This is a genomic window from Paraburkholderia sp. Clong3, assembly GCF_050436485.1.
Lineage (GTDB): Bacteria > Pseudomonadota > Gammaproteobacteria > Burkholderiales > Burkholderiaceae > Paraburkholderia > Paraburkholderia tuberum.
In genome coordinates this window covers 872,069-892,665 of the sequence record NZ_JBNDMH010000001.1, presented here as the reverse complement: position 1 = coordinate 892,665, position 20,597 = coordinate 872,069, and the positions used below count along the sequence as shown (strand labels likewise).

Below are 20,597 nucleotides of genomic sequence, written 5' to 3'. Positions count from 1 at the left end.
GGAACTCCCCTTGGAAAAAGACTCGCGAGGTAATATGTCATCGGCTCGAAGCCCGGCCGATGACCGCAGAGTGGCGCATGTAGCAGGTCGGACTCAGGCGACGCTTACGCCAGACAATCTTGTGGCGTGGCTTGACCGTTCATGTACGACTTGTACTTTTCGTAACAATAAGCCGTTTTCGACGTGTAATCCAAGGCACTCGCCCGAACGTGATCAGCAAAAATGGCATTCACCGACGAACCTTCGTGAATGCCGATCTTCTTGCGCCATACGATGCTCGCGGGCAGCAAATCACGCTCTTCGGCACATTCGCGCAATGCAATCTTTACGTCGCGTTCGGACAGCTTCAGTTGCGGAGCAAGGCTCGCCGCGAAGCCTAGGACCGACGGGCGCCAGAAGGGATGCTGAACATCCAGGCCGAACGCAGCTGCACCGAACGGGGAGAACTCTCCCGTCCAACGGGTACGATAAATTTGTGCCCACAGACGCGCATTGATGTCTTCCATGGCATCGTTCTGACCGAGCACGCCCCCGAACAGCAGGTCAGATCCATAACCGGTAACGACGCGTGCATCCTTTGCGCCAACACTTCGGTAGAAGCACATCAGTGTTGACTGGATCTCGGCGGACAGTCCGTCGAAGATTTCGTTGTGGTAAATGGCCTGATGCACACCGTCAATGATCTCGGACGATGAGTAGTCAATCTCTGTATGCCGGGTCTTCAGGTGATCCGACACGATTCGTGCAAATGGAAATTCGTTGCTCCGACCAGTACCAAGCGCGAACGTTTCGATATCAGCACGTTTTCTTGAAGCCAACGACGTTACCATGCTCGAGTCCAGTCCACCCGAAAGCGGAATCAGAATGCGCCCGGCGGTATCGACGCTCGACGATACGCTTGACGTCAATAGCTCGGCTACCCAACCTTCTCGCGATCGTTGACGTACGCGACGACGTTTCCGAATTTCGAGTAGAGATTCAGGAAGTCCCGCTTGTCCAGGTCAAGTCCTCGCACAAGAGCAAAGCCTTTCTGCTTCAGGATATCCTTGACCATTTCAGGATCGGCGCTCAGGAACGCATCTTTGTTGAAGTGTGCCCCGAAACCGCTGGGCAACATTGACTCATTCTCGTAGAGGCAAAGAATTTCACTCATTCAATACTCCGTCTTTTGAATAACGACTACGATAGATCGTATTTTGAAATTTTACTTGCGTGCCGCATGTAGGACTGACAGTCCTGATTTCGGGAATCACATTCATAAATCAACCGATATTGGCGATGCACGATTGTTCTGATTGCTGTTACCAAGAACCCGGTCGAAATGAGGGTGAGGACTGCGCGAGGAGAAAGCGGCTCTGTGTACCTCTTTCGAGGATTGCGCTGAGCGCAGCAGAACCTCTTCCATGCTGCTTACGATGGTGCGCTTTGTGGAGCGATACGGAACCTGAGGGTATTTTGCGAAGCTGTTTGCTCGCGAAATCGCTTCCACGAGCAGACCGTCAGGCTCTGTAAGTTGATTGACAATTCCATAACGAACAGCCCTGTCTGCGGAAATACTTTCGCAGGCGAATACGATCTCCTGCATGGCCGTGTATCCGATCGCATGCTGAAGAATCGCAACTCCAACGGAACACCCGATTCCGTGCCTCAGCTCCGGCATTCGGAACTCCGCGGATGAGGCCGCGACCCGCCAGTCGAACATCATCGAAAACTGGAATCCCATCCCGATCGCGTAGCCGTCGATTGCCGCGATCGTGGGCTTGTCAACCCGTAGTACGCTCAGATAGAGGTCCGTGACACGATCGATCCATTTATCGACGTCTTCGCCACCGCACAATTGCCGTACTTCATTGAAGTCGCCACCGGCGCTGAACGAGCGATTGGACCCACCTGTCACCACGATCGAGTCTACGCTCGTGTCGTTGTTAGCCGTGGCAAGGGCGCGCTTGATACTATTCTCGAGATCTTCGCTAAACGGATTGTTCCTGTTTTGATGGTTAAGTGCGATTACACGGACCGACCCAACATTGCTTTCTATGACGAGTGACATTTCGGATTAAATTGCCAGTAAAAAGATATTCAACTTCAATGATTGGGATATACTTGATTACCCAATATCCATCTAATAACTATTTCTCTCCATATGGCGCATCCAGAAAATCTGGTCTTACAAATTTGCCGCCGGCGCTGTATGAGGTCGCTAGCCAAAAGAAAACGATTTCGGATAATTGCGCATCGGAACCCCAGCTCGTAGATCCGCTGGTGATAGATTCAATTCTGACCCCGAATAATTTTGAGACAAACCTATCAAAAGAAGTAGGTTGTAAAGAGATATCTATGTGATAGGAGCGAATCTTTAGCTCTGGACTGTCTGGTGATGAGGCTGCCGGAAGACGAACTGCATCCGCACATGGCCGATGGCAATCCGTCCAGCGCCGACGTTGCGATCAGCGGGTATTGCCGATCTGGAGAGGGGGCGCTTCAGAAAATCTATGGTCACCCCCCATTTTTGCAACCCTGATCTTCGATGTCGTTGTTGGCTTGCATAAATCTATTCGGCGTCGTTGTGAGAATCACTCCCCGCACCTCGACGGGATCCGCGCCTGACAGTCCTAGGGTCTGTTTACATTTGACGAAATGTGTTTACATCTTGTTTTTTGCAATTGCAAGACGGGATGATTCGCACGTTACTAAGCGACAAGGTATGGAAAAAGATCGAACCCATCCTGCCGGGCAAGGAAGGCGATCGGGGTCGCACGGCGGCCGACAATCGCTGGTTTGTCGAAGCGGTGCTGTGGATTGCCCGCACTGGTAGTCCATTGCGCGATCTTCCCTCGGAATTCGGCCGATGGCATACGGTGTACATGCGCTTCTCACGCTGGCGGCAAACAGGTGTCTGGCAACAGGTGGTGAATGCACTGGCAGGCGAGACGGAAATCGACCACGTCCTGATCGATTCGACCGTCGTGCGAGCGCACCAGCATTCGGCCGGAGCCTCAAAAAAGTGGGCCGCAAGCGCTCGGGCGTTCCCGGGGCGGATTGAGTACCAAGCTGCATCTGGCCGTGGACTCGGCAGGTCGTCCGTTGCGACTGATCATCACTGAAGGACAGGTTGCCGACATCTCGTGCGCCGCAGAACTGGTCGAGCATCTGCGCACCGAAGCAGTCATCGCGGACAAGGGCTACGATTCCGATGCCTTCGTGAATCAGATTCGGGCCGCTCGTGCAAAGGCTGTCATTCCTCCGCGCTCGAATCGCAAGACAAAGCGCCGCTACAGTCGAGCGCTGTACCGCACACGCAACCTGGTCGAGCGTTTCTTCAACCGTATCAAGCATTTTCGCCGTGTCTCCACCCGGTATGACAAGCTCGCTGACAGCCATCTCGTGTTCGCGTCCCTTGCCTGCTCGTTTGGGCCGCTTTTAAATGTGAACACGGCCTAAGGACTCGTTCGCTGGAGGACGGAATATTTGAGCCACCGCCGCTTCCAAATGGTTGGCTTTTTCGCAGCATTGAAGAGCCGGCCGATGATGCGATCGTGCAGGTGGTCGATTTCGTCGGTGACCGTCGCCGTAGCTTCCATGACGATGGCCGCCAAGGTCGCGTGACGGCGTTGCGCTTCGAACTTCGCCAGATCGTGAGGTGTCATTTGCGCGCCTTCGCGCGCGATCTTAAGCAGACGGTTCCCGGTGTACCCTGCGGTCGAGTGTCAATGCCGCCCGTAATTTCCCTAATCCGTTTGCCGGCATCAAGGTGCGCGGCAAAACGCGCGTCACGCCACTGGACACGTCGCGCGGCTTCACGGAAAGCGAATGGGGGCTGGCTCGCACGATCGCCAACGGACTGGAATGGTCCTACGGCTGGAAGCACCCGCCGCGCAGCGGCTGCGCTTCCTGCTTGACTTTTCCTACGCGACCGGTCTGCGTGCGAGCGAACTTGTCGGCGCGAAGCTTGGTGACATCCGGATAGATGAACGCGGTGCCCACTGGCTCAATCTCGTGGGTAAGGGAGGCAAGCCCGGCAAGGTGGCTTTGCCGCCACTCGCGCGCGTTGCACTCGATCAGTACCTCGTCCAGAGGCGTCTGCCAGTGACACCGCAGCGCTGGGATCCGAAAGCCCCGCTACTGGCGTAGTTTTGATGAGTGACGTCGCCGAGATCTTCATCAAGGTGGTGCGCAAGCTGGAGTCCTACGCAAAGGTCCGACTGCAAAAATACCAGCTTGAACACGCCGGTATGGCGGAGGGGCTGGTCGGGCAGTTCCGGGACGTCCTGCAGATTCTCCAGGATGGGGGCGTACCGGAGCCTAAGCGGTTACCGAAAATCCGCGAGTCGCTCGGCGACCCGGCCGAAGCGCTCGCGCAATGCAACGAGCACATCGCTTATGCCGGGCAGTTCGATCTGCCTTTCATGCTCGTGCCGTACCGCACCCAGCGCTCGCTGCTGTTCCAGTGCCTGGACGTGCTGCCGCTGCAATCGAGCTCGCAGGACCGCGCGGTGCTGGTCGCGCTCGCGTGGCTGCAAGGTTTCCGCAACGCGCACCGCGAATACCTGCTGCTGACCGACAACGACCTCGCGAATCTGCCGCTGAACTGGCTTCCAGAAAATGGGAGCGTGCGGTGCTCCCACACGGCCGGGACAGCCGGATGCTGCACCGCCGGTTCTTCGAGCTGGGCGTATTCGGCCAGATCATGCGGGAATTCCGGCGACCTCTACGTGGAGGGCAGCGACCCAGGTCGCCGCCATGCGAAGGCGAAACACGGCCGAAGTGACATCTCACACAAACGGCCCGACTGCCCGCCACGGATAGCGGATAATGGATCGCGAACGAGACGCCGATCGCGAGACGGTTGGAGCCAGCGGTCACGAAATGCCGTTCGGATTGATCGGCGTGCGCGAACACGCGCCGATGCTCGGCGACTCCATGCGGATCGATACAGCGCAAAGCGCCGATTTCGCGATTGCGGTCAGGTTTCCCTGGCAATGGATGCAACCGGGAGAGATCACCCCATGATCAAGGTGTTGCTGGCCGACGACCACACGCTCGTGCGCGACGGACTGCGCCATATCCTGCAGCAGGCGAGCGGCTTCGAAGTGGCCGGCGAAGCTTGCGACAGCGCGACGACGATCGGGCTGATTCGCGCGACGCAGGCCCACGTGCTCGTGCTCGACCTGTCGATGCCGGGGCGCAATGGCATTGAACTGATCAAGCAGATCAAGGAGGAAAAACCCGGCCTGCGGATTCTGGTGCTAACGATGCACGCCGAGCAGCAATACGCGGTGCGAGCGTTCAAGGCGGGCGCGTCCGGCTATCTGACCAAGGAAAGCGCGAGCGCGGAACTGGTCGGCGCGGTGACGAAGGTCGCGTCAGGGGGCGTTTATGTAAGCCTCGCGATGGCCGAACGCTTTGCCCAGAACCTGAACGAGCCTGCCGACGCGCTGCCGCACCAGCGGCTGTCCGATCGCGAATTCGACGTGTTCCGGCGCCTGGTCGAAGGCGAGAGCATCACCGAGATCGCCAACGAACTATGCGTCAGCGTGAAGACGATCAGCACGCACAAGACGCGCATCCTCGAAAAAATGCAGATGCCGAACGAGAACGGGCTGGTTCGCTATGCGATCCGCCATAAGCTGTTCGACGACGAACACGACCTGTAGCGCTTCTCCGCTGCGAGACCCGCGCAAAGCGTACGCGAGACATCTGAAACGTCGACCTGCCACAAACCTGCCACGGTACCCGGCGACACGATGACGACACGAACCGCGTGCTCGCGGGAACGATCCGAAAGGAGACTTCGAGATGAACGATGCCGCCCAACATGACGCGTGGGAAATCGGCGAACCGCACTTCCACGCCTCCACGCCACTGGAACACCAGCTGCGCTTTGCGCTGCATTATGCGGTGCTCGCGCCGTCGAATCACAACACGCAACCGTGGCGGTTCATCGTCGACGGCGAGACCGTACAGATCTGCGCCGACCGCATGCGCGCGCTTCCCGTGGTCGATCCTTTCGATCGCGAACTTCTGATGAGCTGCGGCGCGGCGTTGCTCAATCTTCGCGTGGCGCTGTGCCGTCTCGGTCTCGCTTATGCGATCACGCTGTTTCCATCGGAAGCCGACCCCGACATCGTGGCGCTCGTGCGCGTGTCGCGCGACGGGCCTCGCGATCCCCACCTGCGCGAACTCTTCGACGCGCTGACGGCGCGCGTGACGACGCGTGCGCCGTTCGTCGACGAAGCCGTTCCGGCGGCACTGCAACGCAAGCTCAGCGACGCCTGCGACGACGAGGGTGCGATTGCCTGTTGCGTGGAGCAAACGACCGCGCGCGAGGCGCTGGCGCAACTGATCGCCGACGCCGATCACGCGCAGTTCGCGGACCCACGCTTCCGGCGCGAGCTCGCCAGCTGGATCCACCCGCGCCGGCGCGACGATGGCATGCCGGCTTACGGTACCGCCGTCGGAGCATTGCTCGACTTCGCGGCGCCGCTCGTCAGCCTGGCCGTCCGCGTATTCGATGTGGGCGCGGGACAGCCCGCTACGCATCAGCACCTCGTGCAAGGCTCGCCGCTGATGGTCGGCATCGCCACGATGCGCGACGACCCCGAGGCATGGCTCGCGGCGGGACAGGCGCTCGAGCGGATGCTGCTGGTCGCGGCATCCGCGGGACTGACCGCTTCCTACGGCGGATTCAACCGGTCGATGCAATAGTTCGATGGAATCGTTCAGCCGGTGTTTCGTAATCCAGGGTCTTTCGTGGTCGCTCGTTCAGCCTTCGTGCCACGGCGTTGAGTTTGGCCTGTGAGTAGACCGACAGGTCGATGCCTTTCGGAAAGTACTGTCTTAACAGGCCGTTGGTATTTTCATTCGAGCCGCGTTGCCAAGGGTGTTTCGGATCGCAGAAATACACGGAAATGTCGGTTCGCGGGCTACACCGTTACCACGATCTTTCCGAACTGCCCGTTGGTTTCGAGGTAGCGGTGCGCGTCGACGATCTCGTCTAACCCAAAGGTGCGATCGATGACCGGCTTCAGCGAACCGCTTTCGAGCCCCTTGAGCACGAACTCCACCGCAGCCTTTCGGCGCGTTGGGTCGCCACTCGTCAGCCAGATGTTGTGCGCCTTCACGGAATTCATTTTGGCGATCATCGGCAGCACGGGCAGCGTCGTGGCACGTTCGTCTAGCGCGCCGTACAGATACGCGATCCCCTGGAAGGACAGCGCCGAGACCAGTTTCGCGAAGTTCGGGCCGCCGACCGGATCGAAAGCGACGCGAGCCCCCTTTCCATCCGTGATCCGCATGATCGCTTCGACAAGGTCCGACTCGTCCGTCACGACCACGTGTGCGGCACCCGCGTCGAGCAACTGCTGCCGCTTGCCAGCATGGCGCGTGACCGCGATCGACGTCGCCCCCGCGTAATTCGCTAGCTGGATCGCTGCCAGTCCAACGCTGCTCGAAGCGGCCGGTATGACGACATAGTCGCCGGCGCCCACCTTCGCATCTTCGATCAGCGCGCCATATGCGGTGACGAACATCATCCACACCGACGCGGCCTCGGCGAAGGAAAGAGATTTCGGGTGCCTGACGACTGCATGGTCCGGCACGATGATGACTTCGCCGTAGGTGAAGTACTGATTCATCGAGAACGACGGGATCACATTGACCTCGTCTCCGGGCGCGAAACCGCCGACGCCCTCGCCCACCACGTCGACGATGCCGGCCGCCTCGTACCCGAGCCCGGCCGGAAAGCGGACTGGCTCGATATACTGGTCGGTGCGCCACATCGATTCCGCGCGATTGAGACCGATCGCTTTCACGTTGATGCGAACTTCACCGCGGCCGGGGCCGCGGACCGATTCGTCGACGAATCGAAGCACTTCCGGCCCACCGGCCTCGGCAAACCTGACGGTCCGTGACATCACTACCTCCTGGATGGATTGATGGTGGAGCAGTGCGAAAATTACCACGTCGTTCCCGCGAGGGAATTCGACTGATAAGCGGGAAAATCCGAACAGTGCTTTTCGTCGTCGCCCCAGAACGCCGCCTCGCACAAAGAAGGTCGATCGAAAACTACGCGGTGGACGGATTTTCGCCGGTCATTCGCCTGATGATCGCAAGCAGTTCTTCGATATCGACGGGTTTGACGAGATGACTATCACACCCCGCTCCCGCTGAGCGAGCCACGTCCTCGGGCTGTCCGTAGCCCGACACGGCGACGATTTCAAGGCGCTTGCCGGCCGCCTGACGATCCCTCAGCCGACGCGCAACCTCATAGCCGCTGATTCCCGGCAGACCAAGATCAAGGAAAACGATCTGCGGCTCGAAGGCAGCGGCAATCTGAAGCGCTTCTTCCCCGCTGTGTGCGGTGCGCACATCGTGCGCGTCGAGAATCATTGCGAGCGACAGCGCGGCATCGCTGTTATCGTCGACGATCAGAATACGCAATGGGTCGGACGGCGGTCGACCTGCTTCGGCACCGTCCTTCGCCTGCTGGTTGCTGCCCTGGCAAACGGGTAGACGTATTTCGAATTCACTGCCTCTGTTCTTGCCTTCGCTCCTGGCGACAATGGTCCCGCCGTGCATCTCGGTCAGCGTCTTGCACACCGAGAGCCCGATCCCAAGACCGCCCCTGGACGGCTCGCCGTGGCAGGAACCCTGTACGAACAGATCGAACACGTGAGGCAGTGCGTCGCCCGAAATACCCGTGCCCGTGTCCGACACGGTAACGGATACCTCCTGACCGACGAGCGTCGCGCATACGACGATCCGGCCACCCTCGTCGGTGTATTTGATCGCGTTATCCAGCAGATTGGAAAATGTCTGGGTGATCCGCGCCGGGTCACCGTGGACGTACACTGGGTGCGCGAGCGGCAGACGCACGATGTCGTGATGCCGCTGCAACGCAGCCGGCATCGTGATCTCGAGAGCGTGGTCGAGTGCCAGCCTGATATCGAAGACCTCGCGCTTCAACTCGATCTTGCCGGTGGTGATCCTCGATACATCGAGCAGGTCGTCGATCAGATGCGACAGGTGGCCGGTCTGGCGTTCGATCACATTGCGCAGCCACTCACGTTTGGCGGGATCGGCTCCCGCGCCGTGGCCCAGCAGATGCGCGGCGTTGCGCACGGGCGCCAACGGGTTGCGCAGCTCGTGCGCGAGCGTGGCCAGAAAGATGTCCTTGCGGCGATCGGCGTCCTGCAACTTCGCCTCTGCGTCGGTCCGCTCCGTCACGTCGCACAAGCTGCCAATGAACGTGTAATCGTCCTGCTGAACGGGCGGACGCAGATACCCGAACATTTCTACGGTCCTGAGCGCGCGGTCGGTTACGCGGTGCAGCCGGAACGCGACATGCACCGGCTCGCCGGAGACCAGCCGGGACTGAAAATGGCATTTCAGCAGTTCGACATCGTCGGGATGAACGACCGACGTCATGAACTCGGTTTCCGTCAACGGCCCCCTCTCCTCGGGCTGCCCGGTGATTTCGTACATCTGGCGGTTTTCCCACACGCCTTGTCGCGAGGCGCCACACCACTCGAAGATGCCGATGCCGGCCGCGCTCGTCGCGACACGCAGCCGCTCCTCCGTGAGCTTCAGCGCAGTCAGCGCCGTGTGCAGGCTGTCCTGCGCCGCCGCCACCTCGGCGGCCTGACGTTGCATTTGCGCCTCGATGGCGTTTTCGATCATCGCGCGAAACGTGCGCTCGACGATGTCGTGTGCCCGTATGTGAACGTCGATGGAAGCCGCAACCGGACCGAAATACGCGCGGATCTCGTCTTTCAGAAAGCGCTGCATCAGATCGATGTTGCGAAACAGATCCGTGACCCGCCAGCCCTCTGGCCAGAACCTGCCGGGATGCGCGACAGCCACATGCGCGGATAGTGACGCGTCGCGCTCGGCGACCAGCAGGGCAGCGCATACTTCGGCCAGCATATAGGCGAAACAGCCCATGAGTCCCTGCCCGCTGTCCGCATCGGTGTGCGCTCCCTGCTCCGAGGTCTCGGCGATCCAGCGATGCATCAGTTGCTCACGGGTACGCCCCAGCCTGCGCGCCAGCCCGTTTAGCGTGATCGCGCCTCGGGAATCCAGATCGAGATCCCGATTCATCCAGGTACCCCCGGACGAAAGCTGTGAGCCCGCGATGCCGTCCCGGCACACCGGCTTGTGTCAGTCAACCTCTTTGTCATGGACCGTTTTAGTAGGTTACGCAGCGCGCGACTATAAATAGTATCGCAGTATCCAGGGCGAGCCGCCATGGCATGCGGGACAGGACGAACCATTGAAAGCTCGACGTTTCCGACGCAAGTATCCTCGCGTGCGCGTAAGATTGCCGGGAAGGCGATGAAGACGCGAAGGAGCGATGGCGATGGAGGAACCCCGGAACCCGACGCGACAGAACGGCCCCAAGGTCGCGTTTGCCCTGCAAGGCGGCGGTTCGCACGGCGCCTTCACGTGGGGTGTGCTCGACCGTCTGCTGGAGGCTTCGTCGCAGGCAACCCCGCTCGATATCGCGGCAATCAGCGGCGCAAGCGCGGGCGGAATCAATGCGACGCTGTGCGCGGCGGGTCTCGCAACTAGCGGCGCACCGAAAGCACGCGAGATGCTGCGCGCCTTCTGGGAAGCGGTATCGCGCGCCGGTGCGCTAGCGGGCAACGCGCTCCTCGGCTTTTCCGAACCCGGCCCATTCGGCGGCTGGAATATCGACTGGAATCCCGCCGCCATCATGCTGGAGGCCGTGGGACTCGTCACTTCGCCTTACGGCAATCCGTTTTACCGCGATCCGCTCGGGCCGTTGATTCGTTCCGCCCTCCCCGAACAGGATCTCGCCGCGCTCAATACCACGCGCGATGGCCCGCAACTGTTCATTTGCGCAACCGACGTACGAACCAACCAACGCGCAATTTTCACCCGCCCCGAGATTTCCATTGACGTATTGCGCGCTTCCGCATGCCTGCCGAGCGAGTTTCGCACCATCAGCGTGGGCGGCATACCGTACTGGGATGGCGGCTATCTGGGCAACCCCCCATTGGCACCGTTGATCGCCCATGCCCAGGACCTGATTCTCGTTCTCGCGAATCCGTTCGTGCGCCACGACATGCCGCCTAAAGACGCGCGCGGCATTCTCGACCGGCTCAATGAAATCGGTTTCAACGCGTCCGTCGTACTGGAGATCAACGCGATCGAAGCGGTCAACCGTGTGCTCGACTCGGTCGGCGAGGAAGCAGCGCGCAAAAGCCGCTTCAAGCCCGTCAGGTTTCACCTGATTCGCGACGACGATTTTCTCGCGAAGTTCGGTTTTGTTTCCAAGAGCAGCACGTCCTGGTCATTGCTCAAAACGCTCTTCGAGCGTGGCCGCGAAGTGGCGAACGTATGGCTCGAGAACGACTACGCGAAACTCGGGCAAGCGTCTTCGCTCGACGTCAAGGGTTCGTTGCTCGATCCGACGCTCAAGCACAGCGGCAACGCGAGCGCGCGACGAAACTGAAAAGGACGATTTCCATGCCGCGCACCGCATTGAGAGCGCTAGCGACGGCTTCGACGTCGGTCTGGAACCGATCCGCCATCGCGCGCACGTTAGCCGGACCGATCGCGTGTCCAGCCGCGGCTCCAGGCTTGCGGCAGTAGTCTCAATCGCCTGCCCGCGAGATGACCCTCGCGATGGCCTCCGCAGCCGTCGCAACGTTGTTGTCATTGAGCGCGGCGACGCACATGCGCCCGGACCGGATCAAGTAGACGCCGTGCCGTTCGCGCAGCGTGTCGACCTGGTCTGCCGACAACCCGGTGTACGTGAACATACCGCGCTGCTCGAGGTAGCGCGCGAGCATCGTGTCCGGCACCTTGCCGCGCAGGCGTTCATGGATCTCCGCACGCATACGCATGATGCGCCGGCACATCGATGCAAGCTCTCGTTGCCATGATTGCCGCATTGCCGGTGTTGTCAGCACGCGCGCTACGATCTTTGCGCCGTGCGTCGGCGGATTGCTGTAGTTCGCGCGCACGGCGCTCGTCAATTGACCCAATACGCGCCCGGCAACATCCGGCGACTCGCAAATCACCGACAGTCCGCCGCACCGCTCGCCATACAGCGAGAAGTTCTTCGAGAATGAATTGGCCACCAACGCCGGCACGTTCTGGCGCACGAGTTCACGAATCGCAAATGCGTCCGCGTCGATGCCCGCGCCGAAGCCCTGATACGCCATGTCGATGAATGGCAGCAGGGTCCGCTTCCTGATGACCTCGATCAGTTGCACCCATTGCGCGTCGTTCAGATCGACGCCCGTCGGGTTGTGACAGCACGCGTGCAACAGGACGACGCTGCGCGCCGGCAGCGCGTCGATGGCCGATAGCATCTCTTCGAACTTGAGCCCGCCGCTCGATTCGTCGTAGTACGGGTACGTGTCGACTTCGAATCCCGCGCGCTCGAAGATGAAACGGTGGTTTTCCCACGTCGGATCGCTGACCCATACCCGTGAGCCCGCAAAATAGCGCTTGATGAAATCCGCACCGACCTTGAGCGCGCCCGAGCCGCCCAAGGTCTGCACAGTCGCGATGCGCCCCTCGGTACGTGCGGGCGAGTCGTCGCCGAACAGCAACGATTGCACGGCATCGCGGTAGTGGGCGAAGCCCGCCATCGGCAGGTACGGCTTTGGACCGAGCTCGGCAAGCAGTTGTCCTTCGGCCTCGCGTACGGCTTGCATCACCGGTAAGCGGCCTTGATCGTCGTAATAGATGCCGATGCTCAGATTGACCTTATGGTCGCGCGAATCCTTCGCGAAGTTCTCGTTCAAGGTGAGGATCGGGTCGCCCGCATAGGCATCGATGTGTTCAAACATGCTGGTTCCCTGGATTAGGCCAAAAGATTGCAAAAGCGCGGTGCCTAGCGCATCGGCACGCCAACCGGTACCGAGGCGCCCGCGCGTCGATTGCGCAAGCGATAGCCGACGCCCAGCGCAACGAGCCAAACGGGGATCAGGTAGACCGACATGCGCAGATCCGGTATCAGCCACATCACCACCAGGATGCCGCCAAGGAACACCAGACACAGATAGTTGGTAAGCGGATAGCCCAGGCTGCGGAATACGGTCGTCTCACCGGCTCGCGCTTTCGCGCTGCGAAAGCGCAAATGAATGATGCTGATCATTGCCCAGTTGATGATGAGCGCCGAGACGACGAGCCCCATCAGTAGTTCAAATGCCTTGCCGGGCATCAGGTAGTTGATCACCACGCAGGTGGCCGTCGCCACGGCGGAAACACCCAGCGCGACGAGCGGAATCCCGCGGGCGTTCACCTTCAGCAGAGCGCGCGGCGCATTGCCCTGGCCTGCGAGGCCGTAAAGCATGCGGCTGTTGCAGTAGACGCCGCTGTTGTAGACCGACAGCGCGGCGGTGAGCACCACCGCATTGAGCACGTTGGCGACGAAGTTACTATTCATCGCGTGAAAGATCAGCACGAACGGACTACCGCCCGTAACGACTTTTTCCCACGGATACAGCGACAGCAGCACGCCGAGTGCGCCGACGTAGAAAATCAGGATCCGGTAGATCACCTGGTTGGTCGCGCGCGGGATGGTGTGCGAAGGATCTTCCGCCTCGGCGGCCGTAATGCCGACGAGTTCCAGTCCACCGAACGAGAACATGATGACAGCCATCGCCATCACGAGGCCCGACACGCCGTTCGGAAAGAAGCCGCCGTGGCGCCAGAGATTGGCCACGCCCGCGTCAGGGCCTGCGTGGCCCGAAATCAACAGGTAGCCGCCGAAGCCGATCATGCCGACGATCGCAGCGACCTTGACGATCGAGAACCAGAACTCGAGCTCGCCGTACGACTTCACGCTGGTGAGGTTGATCGCGTTGATGACGCAGAAGCAGGCGAGCGCGGAGACCCACGTGGGCAGACCGGGCCACCAGTACTGCATGTAGATGCCAACGGCCGACAGTTCTGCCATTGACACGAGAACGTACAGCACCCAGTAGTTCCAGCCGGACACGAAGCCCGAGAATTGGCCGCAGTATTTGCCTGCGAAGTAGCTGAAGGATCCCGCCACCGGCTCGTCGACGACCATTTCGCCGAGTTGCCGCATGATGAAGAAGGCGACGATGCCCGCGATCGCGTACCCGAGCAACACGGACGGTCCTGCCGTCTTGATGGTCTGCGCGATGCCGAGAAAGAGGCCGGTGCCGATTGCGCCTCCTAGCGCGATCAACTGAATGTGACGATTCTTCAGGCCGCGCTGTAGCGTGCCCTGTTGCTGGTGTGCCACGATGTTGTCTCCTGTGTCCTGCGGTTGGTTCTGGACGCCACGCCTCGCTTTTCGCCTGCTCTGGTCGAGAGCTATCGACGGGGTTGTACCGCGCGTCAAACCTTCAGCGTGCCCCGCTCGATCTGATCGCGTTCGAGCGACTCGAACAGCGCCTTGAAATTGCCTTCGCCGAAACCTTCATCACCCTTGCGCTGGATGAATTCGAAAAAGACAGGGCCAAGCAGCGGCTTGGAAAAAATCTGCAGCAGCAGGCGCGGCGACCCGTCTGCCGTCGTTCCGTCGAGGAGGATGCCGCGCGATTGCAATTCGCCCACCGCTTGACCGTGGCCCGGCAAGCGCGTCTCGAGCGCATCGTAGTAGTAGCTGTTCGGCCCCGTCATCAGCGGCACGCCTGCCATCTGCAGATTGTCGATAACCGTTATCAGATCGTCCGTCAGGAACGCGATGTGTTGAATGCCCTCGCCATTGAAGGCCATCAGGAATTCCTCGATCTGCCCGCTCCCCTTGCCAGATTCCTCGTTCAATGGAATGCGGATCTTGCCGTCCGGCGCCGTCATCGCCTTCGACGTGAGACCCGTGTATTCGCCCTCGATGTCGAAGTAGCGTAGCTCACGGAAGTTGAACAGAGTCTCGTAGAAGTTGGCCCAATACGTCATGCGGCCGCGATAGACGTTGTGCGTGAGGTGGTCGACGAGGCGCAAGCCATGACCGGCCGGCCGCCGCTCGACACCTTCGATGAACTCGAAATCGATGTCGTAGATCGATTTGCCGTCCTCGAAGCGGTCGATCAGATAAAGCGGTGCGCCGCCAATGCCTTTGATTGCCGGCAATCTCAGCTCCATTGGACCGGTTGCGATTTCGATCGGCTGAGCCCCTAGCGACAGCGCGCGGACGTAGGCCTTGTGCGAATCCTTCACGCGAAATGCCATGCCGCACGCACTCGGGCCATGCTCGGCGGCAAAGTAAGCGGCCGCACTGTTGCGCTCGCGATTGACGATGAAGTTGATTTCGCCCTGGCGGTAAAGCAGCACGTCCTTCGAACGGTGGCGAGCCACCAGTGTGAAGCCCATCTGCTCGAACAGCGGTTCAAGGACATTGGGTACGGGCGAGGCAAATTCAACGAATTCGAAGCCCATCAGTTGCATTGGATTGTCAAACAGGTCGGCCATGATCTCTCAGGTTCAGCAGAGGGTGAATGATTTGCGGCGAGCAACCGGCACCGAGTGGCGCTGGGTGTCGGAATAATGAAAGAAAATTTCTCCAATCGCCACGCAGGCAGCGTCCTCGGACCACTCTCTCAACGCATTAGCCGGCGGCCTCGCAGCGACATCTGGATTCAGTGTAAGTTTTTATCGACGCAATTGGATTTCCTTGCAGACGCAGACAAACCCTGATTTGTGCATTAATATTTCATTTCGCTGGCTAACGGGGAAATAAAAGTGCATACAATCGACATCGACCGTATCGACGTGCGTCTACTGGAGATTCTTCAGTCCCAGGGGCGCATCTCCAATCTCGAACTTGCGGAGGCGATCAAACTGTCGCCCGCGCAAACGCTGAGGCGGCATCGCCGGCTCGAGGAAATGGGTGTGATCAAACGCTACGAGACGCGGCTCGACGCGCAGTTGCTGGGCTTTGGCGTAGTGGCCTTCATCCAGGTGACGATGGAGCGAGGCCATGTCCGCGACCTGTCGAAGTTCAAGCGAATGATCTCGGAACTCACCCAGGTTCAGGAATGCTTCGTCGTAACGGGTGATATCGATTACATGCTCAAGGTCGTGGCGCAAGACCTGAAAGCGCTGTCGGAGTTTCTGCTGGATACGCTGATGCGCATTCCGGGCGTGAGCGGAGTCAAGTCCAGCGTTTGCCTCGATGAAATCAAATGTACGGGCGCTGTCCCGTTGGCGGCCTAGCCCGCTGAGCGCGAGCGTCGCCCGTCACATTCCGGTGCTGCCCACTCTTATTGAATCGACTCGGAAACGGTACTGACGATCAACGAAAACAAACGGTCCATTTCACCTTCGATCTCGCTGCCGCCGAACGGATCGCGATTGGCGTCGAACGCCTCGTGTTGATGTTCGCGAACAATGGTCTGCACCGCCCGCCGCGCGACTGGGTATTGCATGTGATTGCTCCTGAAGGTCACAGCTCCCAGGCGATGCAGAGCGAGGCACTAGTTCACCCTCCCGACCCACCGCAATACCGAGCGTCCTTGCGCAGTCAGACGCCCTCGCGCGTATCCAGATGCGAGCTTTTCCAGAAATACAAGTTGGCGCTCGCACAACGCGTCGAGATCGCCGGGATCGATATTTTCTGGACGGGGGTTTGTCTCGAGAAGCATGAGCGTTGCGATCTCATGTGGGCTAAGCATCGTCGTCTCCCTGGCTCTGATGTTCCATGCATCATGGTCCTTCCTCGAAGGATAGATGCTCATCAAAACGTGTCGACGCGCATTTTGTCGCATACCTCGATGCCCGATTCCGGCTTCCGGGGGGCAGGTCGAAGCCTCAGCATGCCGCCACGCTTCGTGTAGGACGTTCCGCCCCGAGAGAGCCCAACCGCCCCGCAACACGGTCGATCGCCACGAGATGACTGAGTGCCTGACAGAACGTCTCGTCGAGACTCCGCTCCGCATCCAGCGCGACCACGCCGTTGACCTCGAACACGGCGCGATAGGCCGCCACCTGACGCGTCAGAAAGCTCATCGGCGGCGGCTGGTCGTTCTCGTCGTTCCTTGCCCGCACGCGACGGTGTGAAGTCGCGCCGGAAACGTTCAGACCAAAGGCGACGTCGGGACGCAGCAAATGACCAGCGATACTGCGGAGCACAGGCGCAGTCTCAGCGGGATCGGAACGCGTGCCGATTTCAGCCTGAGAGGTGAACACGTAGCGGTCGCAGAAAACGACGTCGCCGCGTTCCAGTGCCGGTATGACCGTGTCGGTCAGATGCTGGACGAGGTCTCCCATGATGGACAGCAGAATGCCCAGCATGTCGACGCGCCGTCGGTTTACGTCGAGTCCGGAACCGGCGCTCGATGTATGCCAGTGGCTGTCCACCATATCCCGGAACAGCGCATCTTTGCGGATCCTACGGGTCGGCGTAAACGTCGTCACGCAGTTGAGCCCCGCACGCGTGCACGCGCTTTCGAGCCTTTCCATCAGTGACGACTTCCCCGCCCCATCCACACCGCACAACGTGACCAGAACCCCCGGATAAGCATGCGGTTTGAGCTCGAGCGTTTCGAAGACAGCATTCGACATGAAATCACCTCAGACCAAAACTTCCCGAGACTCCGCGAGCATCTCGTCACGGTCCTCGATCGGCGCGAGGACCGCGGTGAAGTGCTTGAGCATCGACGGTGCCGAGACGATGCGCATTCCCCGGATCGCATCGCGTCGTTGGTAGACCCGGATCAACGCGGCGGCAGCCGCCGCGAGGTGGCTATCGGTGTAGACGCGGCGAGGAATGGCCAGCCTCAGCAGTTCCAGCCTCGGGGCGCTGACAGTGCCCGTCGACGGAACTTCTTTCAGGAACGCCAACGAGCCCAGACCGACGGCGCGCACGCCGCCCTCCAGATAAAGCTCGGCAGCCAGCGCCTCGGCCGGGAACTGCGAGCGCGGCAGGTGCGGCAGGAAGGCGGCCGCATCGACGTACACCGCGTGTCCACCGGTCGGCCTCAGTATCGGAACGCCACCGGCAAGCAGTGTGTCCCCTAGCCGTTCGACCTGACCTACGCGGTGTTGCAGGTATCGGTCGTCGACCATCTCGCGCAGACCGATCGCGAGCGCCTCGAGATCGCGGCCCGCCATCCCTCCGTAGGTGACGAAACCTTCGTACAGCACGAGCAGCGGCACGACCTGCTCATAGAGCGTGCGCGACCGTGTCGCGAGCAAGCCGCCGATGTTGACCAGCGCGTCCTTCTTGCAGCTGAACGTGCAGCCCTCGGCATAGGAAAACTGCTCCTTCAGAATTTCCGCCACGGACCGGTTCGCATAGCCGCTCTCGCGCTGCTGGATGAAGTAAGCATTCTCCGCGCAGCGCGCCGCATCGAAGTAGACCGGAATCGCAAACTCATCGGCCAACGCCCTCACCGCGCGCAGGTTCGCCATCGATACCGGCTGGCCGCCGCCCGCGTTGTTCGTCAGCGAGACCATGATCAGCGGAATATTGTCGCGCCCTTCGCTCTCGATCACGTTGCGCAGCTTCTGCACATCCACGTCGCCCTTGAACGGGTGCTCGACAGCGGGTTGGTAGCCGATTTCGGCGACGCACGGTATCGCGGTCCCGCCGGCAATCGATACGTGTGCCTCGGTCGAATCGAACGGCGCGTTGAATGGCACCACCTGGCCTGGGCGCACGAGGGTCCGGAACAGGAAGTGCTCGGCCGGCCGGCCCTGATGGGTTGGCAATACGTATTCGAAGCCGAGCATGTCCCGCACGGCCTGCGTCAACTTCGTGAAACTGCGGGAACCGGCATATGATTCGTCGCCGGTCATGATGCCGGCCCACTGGTTCGCGCTCATCGCGGAGGTGCCGCTGTCCGTCATCAGATCGATGTAGACGTCGTCTGCTTCGAGGCGAAAGACGTTGTACCCGGCGGCGACAAGCCGCGCCTGCCGTTGCTCGCGGTCGATCAGCCTGATCGGCTCGACCATCTTGATCCTGTACGGCTCAGGCTGGCTGTTTTCTAAAAGCATGCACTCCTCCTGGGTTGAAAGTACGCAGGCCACTGGATGACTGGCCGCTTCGGGCATCGCACACCGCATCAGGCACTTTGCTCGATCGGCACAACCTCGATCGGTGCCCGATCCGCATCGCCGCCGGCCGCGGACGTGCGGTGACAACCGCGCGCGTCGTGGGCCGCTTCGAAGCGTTTCTCGATCCGGTTCAGGATCGACCAATACGCGCCCCGTTCGCCTTGCGCGATCGCTTCGACCAGCGCGTCGTTCGCGTTGTAGTTGAACAGACTCGCGTTGGTCCCGAAGAACCGCCGATCATTGCCGATCAGATCGGCAATGAATTGCTGCGGGTCCGGGCCCAATGCGGTCGGCAGATAGAACACCGGATGCAGCAGATCGTCGTTGCCTTCGATATGGCCGTGAAGATTCGGATTTCCGACGTGCAGGCCTTCGCGGCGAATCATCTGCTCGAGCTCGGTGCCGGGGAAAATCCTCAGCCCGACCGTCACCGAAACGCGCTCCGGATCGACCCGCTTGATGAACTCGATCGTCTCGCGCGCGGTTTCCTGCGTCTCGCCGGGCGCGCCGAACAGCAGCTCGATGATGTGCTCGAGGCCGTGGCGCTTCGCCGTATCGACCGCATGCTCGATGTCGTGGGCGCTAAAGGTGCGGCGCAGTATCTTCAGCATCGTTTCGCTGGCGGTGTCGACGCCGAAGTTCATGCCGACGCAACCGGCTGCTTTCATCGCGGCCGCGAGTTCATCGGGAAACGGCCGCGGCATACCGTACGCATACCACTGGATTTTGCCGGCGAGCCCGTGCCGGATGATGGCCGCGCACAGCGCAAGAGGATGCGCGACGCTCAGATTGAATTCCGAGTCGTTGATGTGAAAGACGTTGACCCCGCGCTCTTCGAGCGATGCCATCTCGGCGACGACATCATCGGGTTCGCGCATGCGCACCGTGCGGCCTTTGATCAGCGGCTCGACGCAATAGATGCAGGAGCGATTGCAACCGCGCTTCGTTTCGATGCCGATCTGGCCGCCTTTGGCGAAGTAGTGGGGGTTGTCGACCAGCTCGCGTTTGTGAGGCCCTATGCCGGCCAGCGGTCCGCATGCGTTCGGGGCGAGCGGCGTAGCGCGCACCCCGGCCGTATCGCGGTAGACCACGCCGGGTATGTGCGTGAAACTCCTGCCTTCTTCGAGGCAGGTCAGCAGCTCGGGAAAGCTGAATTCGCCTTCCCTGACGATGCCGAAGTCGGCGTCGAGGTAAGCAAGCAGTTTTTCCGGCATCACCGAGTAGCCCGCGCCGCCCATCACGACCGGAACCGCGCGCGCGCGCCGAAGCAACGCGACGATGTCCCTGATTCTGTCGAGAAAGCTGTAGCCGCTGGAAAAATAGACGTCGTCGGTATTTCGCAGCGTCACCCCCCAGTAATCCGGCGCGGCGGTGCGGCAGTGCGCGGCAATGGCCGCCTCGCAATCGTCGGAGAAGCACAGGTCGAGCAAATCGAGCTCGAACCCGGCTCGCTCCATCGGCGCCGAAAGGTAGTCGAACGCAATCGGCGCAATCGCCGGTTTGATCTGGTTCGTGTTGACGAAGGTGACGCGCTTGGCCATGTTCGATCGGTCTCGGTGGAAAGGTTCGCGAGGGCTCGCAGGAATGCG

General features: G+C 60.5%; 17 protein-coding genes and 5 pseudogenes. 7 read left to right on the top strand and 15 right to left on the bottom strand.

All coding sequences use genetic code 11. The features are described from left to right. Positions 1 to 104 precede the first annotated feature (104 nt). The 3 genes from OKW30_RS04200 to OKW30_RS04190 all read right to left on the bottom strand — a co-directional run bounded on the left by OKW30_RS04200 (position 105) and on the right by OKW30_RS04190 (position 2,050). On the bottom strand, positions 105 to 908 hold the full coding sequence (locus OKW30_RS04200; protein ID WP_429346062.1) for an asparagine synthase C-terminal domain-containing protein: 804 nt from the start codon (positions 906 to 908) through the stop codon (positions 105 to 107). 8 nt (positions 909 to 916) lie between these two features. Further along, positions 917 to 1,153, bottom strand: coding sequence for a hypothetical protein (locus OKW30_RS04195; protein WP_429346061.1), 237 nt, complete (start codon positions 1,151 to 1,153; stop codon positions 917 to 919). A 102-nt stretch (positions 1,154 to 1,255) separates the two neighbouring features. After that, entirely contained in the window at positions 1,256 to 2,050 is a 795-nt protein-coding gene (locus tag OKW30_RS04190; protein WP_429346060.1) for an enoyl-CoA hydratase/isomerase family protein, read from the bottom strand. 625 nt (positions 2,051 to 2,675) lie between these two features. Here OKW30_RS04190 and OKW30_RS04185 point away from each other — a divergent pair. Further along, a protein-coding gene (locus OKW30_RS04185) for an IS5 family transposase (protein ID WP_429346059.1) occupies positions 2,676 to 3,441 on the top strand; the annotation gives its coding sequence in 2 pieces (ribosomal slippage) (positions 2,676 to 3,007 and positions 3,006 to 3,441; 768 coding nt in all). 59 nt (positions 3,442 to 3,500) lie between these two features. Here OKW30_RS04185 and OKW30_RS04180 read toward each other — a convergent pair. Next, positions 3,501 to 3,683: pseudogene (locus OKW30_RS04180) on the bottom strand (hypothetical protein); the annotation flags it as partial. 47 nt (positions 3,684 to 3,730) lie between these two features. Between OKW30_RS04180 and OKW30_RS04175 the strand changes: the two are divergent. The 4 genes and pseudogenes from OKW30_RS04175 to OKW30_RS04160 all read left to right on the top strand — a co-directional run. After that, positions 3,731 to 4,125 (top strand): annotated as a pseudogene (locus tag OKW30_RS04175) (tyrosine-type recombinase/integrase); the annotation flags it as partial. Between the two features lie 17 nt (positions 4,126 to 4,142). Next, positions 4,143 to 4,727 (top strand): annotated as a pseudogene (locus OKW30_RS04170) (Tn3 family transposase); the annotation flags it as partial. A 279-nt stretch (positions 4,728 to 5,006) separates the two neighbouring features. Next, positions 5,007 to 5,654 (top strand): response regulator, encoded by a 648-nt coding sequence (locus OKW30_RS04165; protein WP_184073202.1) that lies wholly within the window; start codon positions 5,007 to 5,009, stop codon positions 5,652 to 5,654. 142 nt (positions 5,655 to 5,796) lie between these two features. Next, positions 5,797 to 6,678 (top strand): annotated as a pseudogene (locus tag OKW30_RS04160) (Acg family FMN-binding oxidoreductase); the annotation flags it as partial. Between the two features lie 7 nt (positions 6,679 to 6,685). Here OKW30_RS04160 and OKW30_RS04155 read toward each other — a convergent pair. From OKW30_RS04155 to OKW30_RS04145, 3 genes and pseudogenes are all read right to left on the bottom strand, one after another. Further along, positions 6,686 to 6,916, bottom strand: a pseudogene (locus OKW30_RS04155) (IS30 family transposase); the annotation flags it as partial. A gap of 7 nt (positions 6,917 to 6,923) precedes the next feature. Then, positions 6,924 to 7,913, bottom strand: coding sequence for a zinc-dependent alcohol dehydrogenase family protein (locus OKW30_RS04150; protein ID WP_429346058.1), 990 nt, complete (start codon positions 7,911 to 7,913; stop codon positions 6,924 to 6,926). A 151-nt stretch (positions 7,914 to 8,064) separates the two neighbouring features. Beyond that, on the bottom strand, positions 8,065 to 10,098 hold the full coding sequence (locus tag OKW30_RS04145; protein WP_429346057.1) for an ATP-binding protein: 2,034 nt from the start codon (positions 10,096 to 10,098) through the stop codon (positions 8,065 to 8,067). 259 nt (positions 10,099 to 10,357) lie between these two features. Here OKW30_RS04145 and OKW30_RS04140 point away from each other — a divergent pair, with 259 nt between their 5' ends. Further along, positions 10,358 to 11,476, top strand: a complete 1,119-nt coding sequence (locus OKW30_RS04140; RefSeq protein ID WP_429346056.1) for a patatin-like phospholipase family protein — start codon at positions 10,358 to 10,360, stop codon at positions 11,474 to 11,476. A 142-nt stretch (positions 11,477 to 11,618) separates the two neighbouring features. Here OKW30_RS04140 and OKW30_RS04135 read toward each other — a convergent pair whose 3' ends face one another. The 3 genes from OKW30_RS04135 to hppD form a co-directional block, all read right to left on the bottom strand. Then, positions 11,619 to 12,824 (bottom strand): amino acid aminotransferase, encoded by a 1,206-nt coding sequence (locus tag OKW30_RS04135; RefSeq protein ID WP_429346055.1) that lies wholly within the window; start codon positions 12,822 to 12,824, stop codon positions 11,619 to 11,621. A gap of 44 nt (positions 12,825 to 12,868) precedes the next feature. Further along, a complete protein-coding gene (locus tag OKW30_RS04130) occupies positions 12,869 to 14,251 on the bottom strand; it encodes an amino acid permease (RefSeq protein ID WP_410452456.1) in 1,383 nt (460 codons plus the stop codon). Positions 14,252 to 14,346: 95 nt separating this feature from the next. Continuing rightward, entirely contained in the window at positions 14,347 to 15,420 is a 1,074-nt protein-coding gene (hppD, locus tag OKW30_RS04125) for a 4-hydroxyphenylpyruvate dioxygenase (RefSeq protein ID WP_429346054.1), read from the bottom strand. 270 nt (positions 15,421 to 15,690) lie between these two features. On the opposite strand from hppD, the gene OKW30_RS04120 reads away from it, so the two are divergent. After that, a complete protein-coding gene (locus tag OKW30_RS04120; RefSeq protein WP_184073192.1) occupies positions 15,691 to 16,164 on the top strand; it encodes an Lrp/AsnC family transcriptional regulator in 474 nt (157 codons plus the stop codon). A gap of 47 nt (positions 16,165 to 16,211) precedes the next feature. Here the strand turns inward: OKW30_RS04120 and OKW30_RS04115 are convergent, their stop codons facing one another. The 5 genes from OKW30_RS04115 to OKW30_RS04095 all read right to left on the bottom strand — a co-directional run bounded on the left by OKW30_RS04115 (position 16,212) and on the right by OKW30_RS04095 (position 20,549). Next, a complete protein-coding gene (locus OKW30_RS04115) occupies positions 16,212 to 16,376 on the bottom strand; it encodes a hypothetical protein (RefSeq protein ID WP_429346053.1) in 165 nt (54 codons plus the stop codon). Positions 16,377 to 16,424: 48 nt separating this feature from the next. Continuing rightward, entirely contained in the window at positions 16,425 to 16,622 is a 198-nt protein-coding gene (locus tag OKW30_RS04110; RefSeq protein WP_262421515.1) for a hypothetical protein, read from the bottom strand. Positions 16,623 to 16,758: 136 nt separating this feature from the next. Further along, a complete protein-coding gene (locus OKW30_RS04105; protein WP_429346052.1) occupies positions 16,759 to 17,511 on the bottom strand; it encodes a dTMP kinase in 753 nt (250 codons plus the stop codon). A gap of 9 nt (positions 17,512 to 17,520) precedes the next feature. Further along, positions 17,521 to 18,948 (bottom strand): tryptophanase, encoded by a 1,428-nt coding sequence (locus OKW30_RS04100; protein ID WP_429346051.1) that lies wholly within the window; start codon positions 18,946 to 18,948, stop codon positions 17,521 to 17,523. Between the two features lie 68 nt (positions 18,949 to 19,016). After that, positions 19,017 to 20,549 carry a B12-binding domain-containing radical SAM protein gene (locus OKW30_RS04095; RefSeq protein WP_429346050.1) on the bottom strand — a complete coding sequence of 511 codons (1,533 nt, stop codon included), beginning with the start codon at positions 20,547 to 20,549 and terminating at the stop codon, positions 19,017 to 19,019. Between the last annotated feature and the right edge of the window lie 48 nt (positions 20,550 to 20,597).

Excerpts from the sequence above, each read along its gene's own strand:
- OKW30_RS04195 (WP_429346061.1), bottom strand. The coding sequence starts at position 1,153 with ATGAGTGAAATTCTTTGCCTCTACGAGAATGAGTCAATGTTGCCCAGC.
- OKW30_RS04190 (WP_429346060.1), bottom strand. The coding sequence starts at position 2,050 with ATGTCACTCGTCATAGAAAGCAATGTTGGGTCGGTCCGTGTAATCGCA.
- OKW30_RS04165 (WP_184073202.1), top strand. The coding sequence starts at position 5,007 with ATGATCAAGGTGTTGCTGGCCGACGACCACACGCTCGTGCGCGACGGA.
- OKW30_RS04150 (WP_429346058.1), bottom strand. The coding sequence starts at position 7,913 with ATGTCACGGACCGTCAGGTTTGCCGAGGCCGGTGGGCCGGAAGTGCTT.
- OKW30_RS04145 (WP_429346057.1), bottom strand. The coding sequence starts at position 10,098 with ATGAATCGGGATCTCGATCTGGATTCCCGAGGCGCGATCACGCTAAAC.
- OKW30_RS04140 (WP_429346056.1), top strand. The coding sequence starts at position 10,358 with ATGGAGGAACCCCGGAACCCGACGCGACAGAACGGCCCCAAGGTCGCG.
- OKW30_RS04135 (WP_429346055.1), bottom strand. The coding sequence starts at position 12,824 with ATGTTTGAACACATCGATGCCTATGCGGGCGACCCGATCCTCACCTTG.
- hppD (WP_429346054.1), bottom strand. The coding sequence starts at position 15,420 with ATGGCCGACCTGTTTGACAATCCAATGCAACTGATGGGCTTCGAATTC.
- OKW30_RS04115 (WP_429346053.1), bottom strand. The coding sequence starts at position 16,376 with ATGCAATACCCAGTCGCGCGGCGGGCGGTGCAGACCATTGTTCGCGAA.
- OKW30_RS04110 (WP_262421515.1), bottom strand. The coding sequence starts at position 16,622 with ATGCTTAGCCCACATGAGATCGCAACGCTCATGCTTCTCGAGACAAAC.
- OKW30_RS04105 (WP_429346052.1), bottom strand. The coding sequence starts at position 17,511 with ATGTCGAATGCTGTCTTCGAAACGCTCGAGCTCAAACCGCATGCTTAT.
- OKW30_RS04100 (WP_429346051.1), bottom strand. The coding sequence starts at position 18,948 with ATGCTTTTAGAAAACAGCCAGCCTGAGCCGTACAGGATCAAGATGGTC.
- OKW30_RS04095 (WP_429346050.1), bottom strand. The coding sequence starts at position 20,549 with ATGGCCAAGCGCGTCACCTTCGTCAACACGAACCAGATCAAACCGGCG.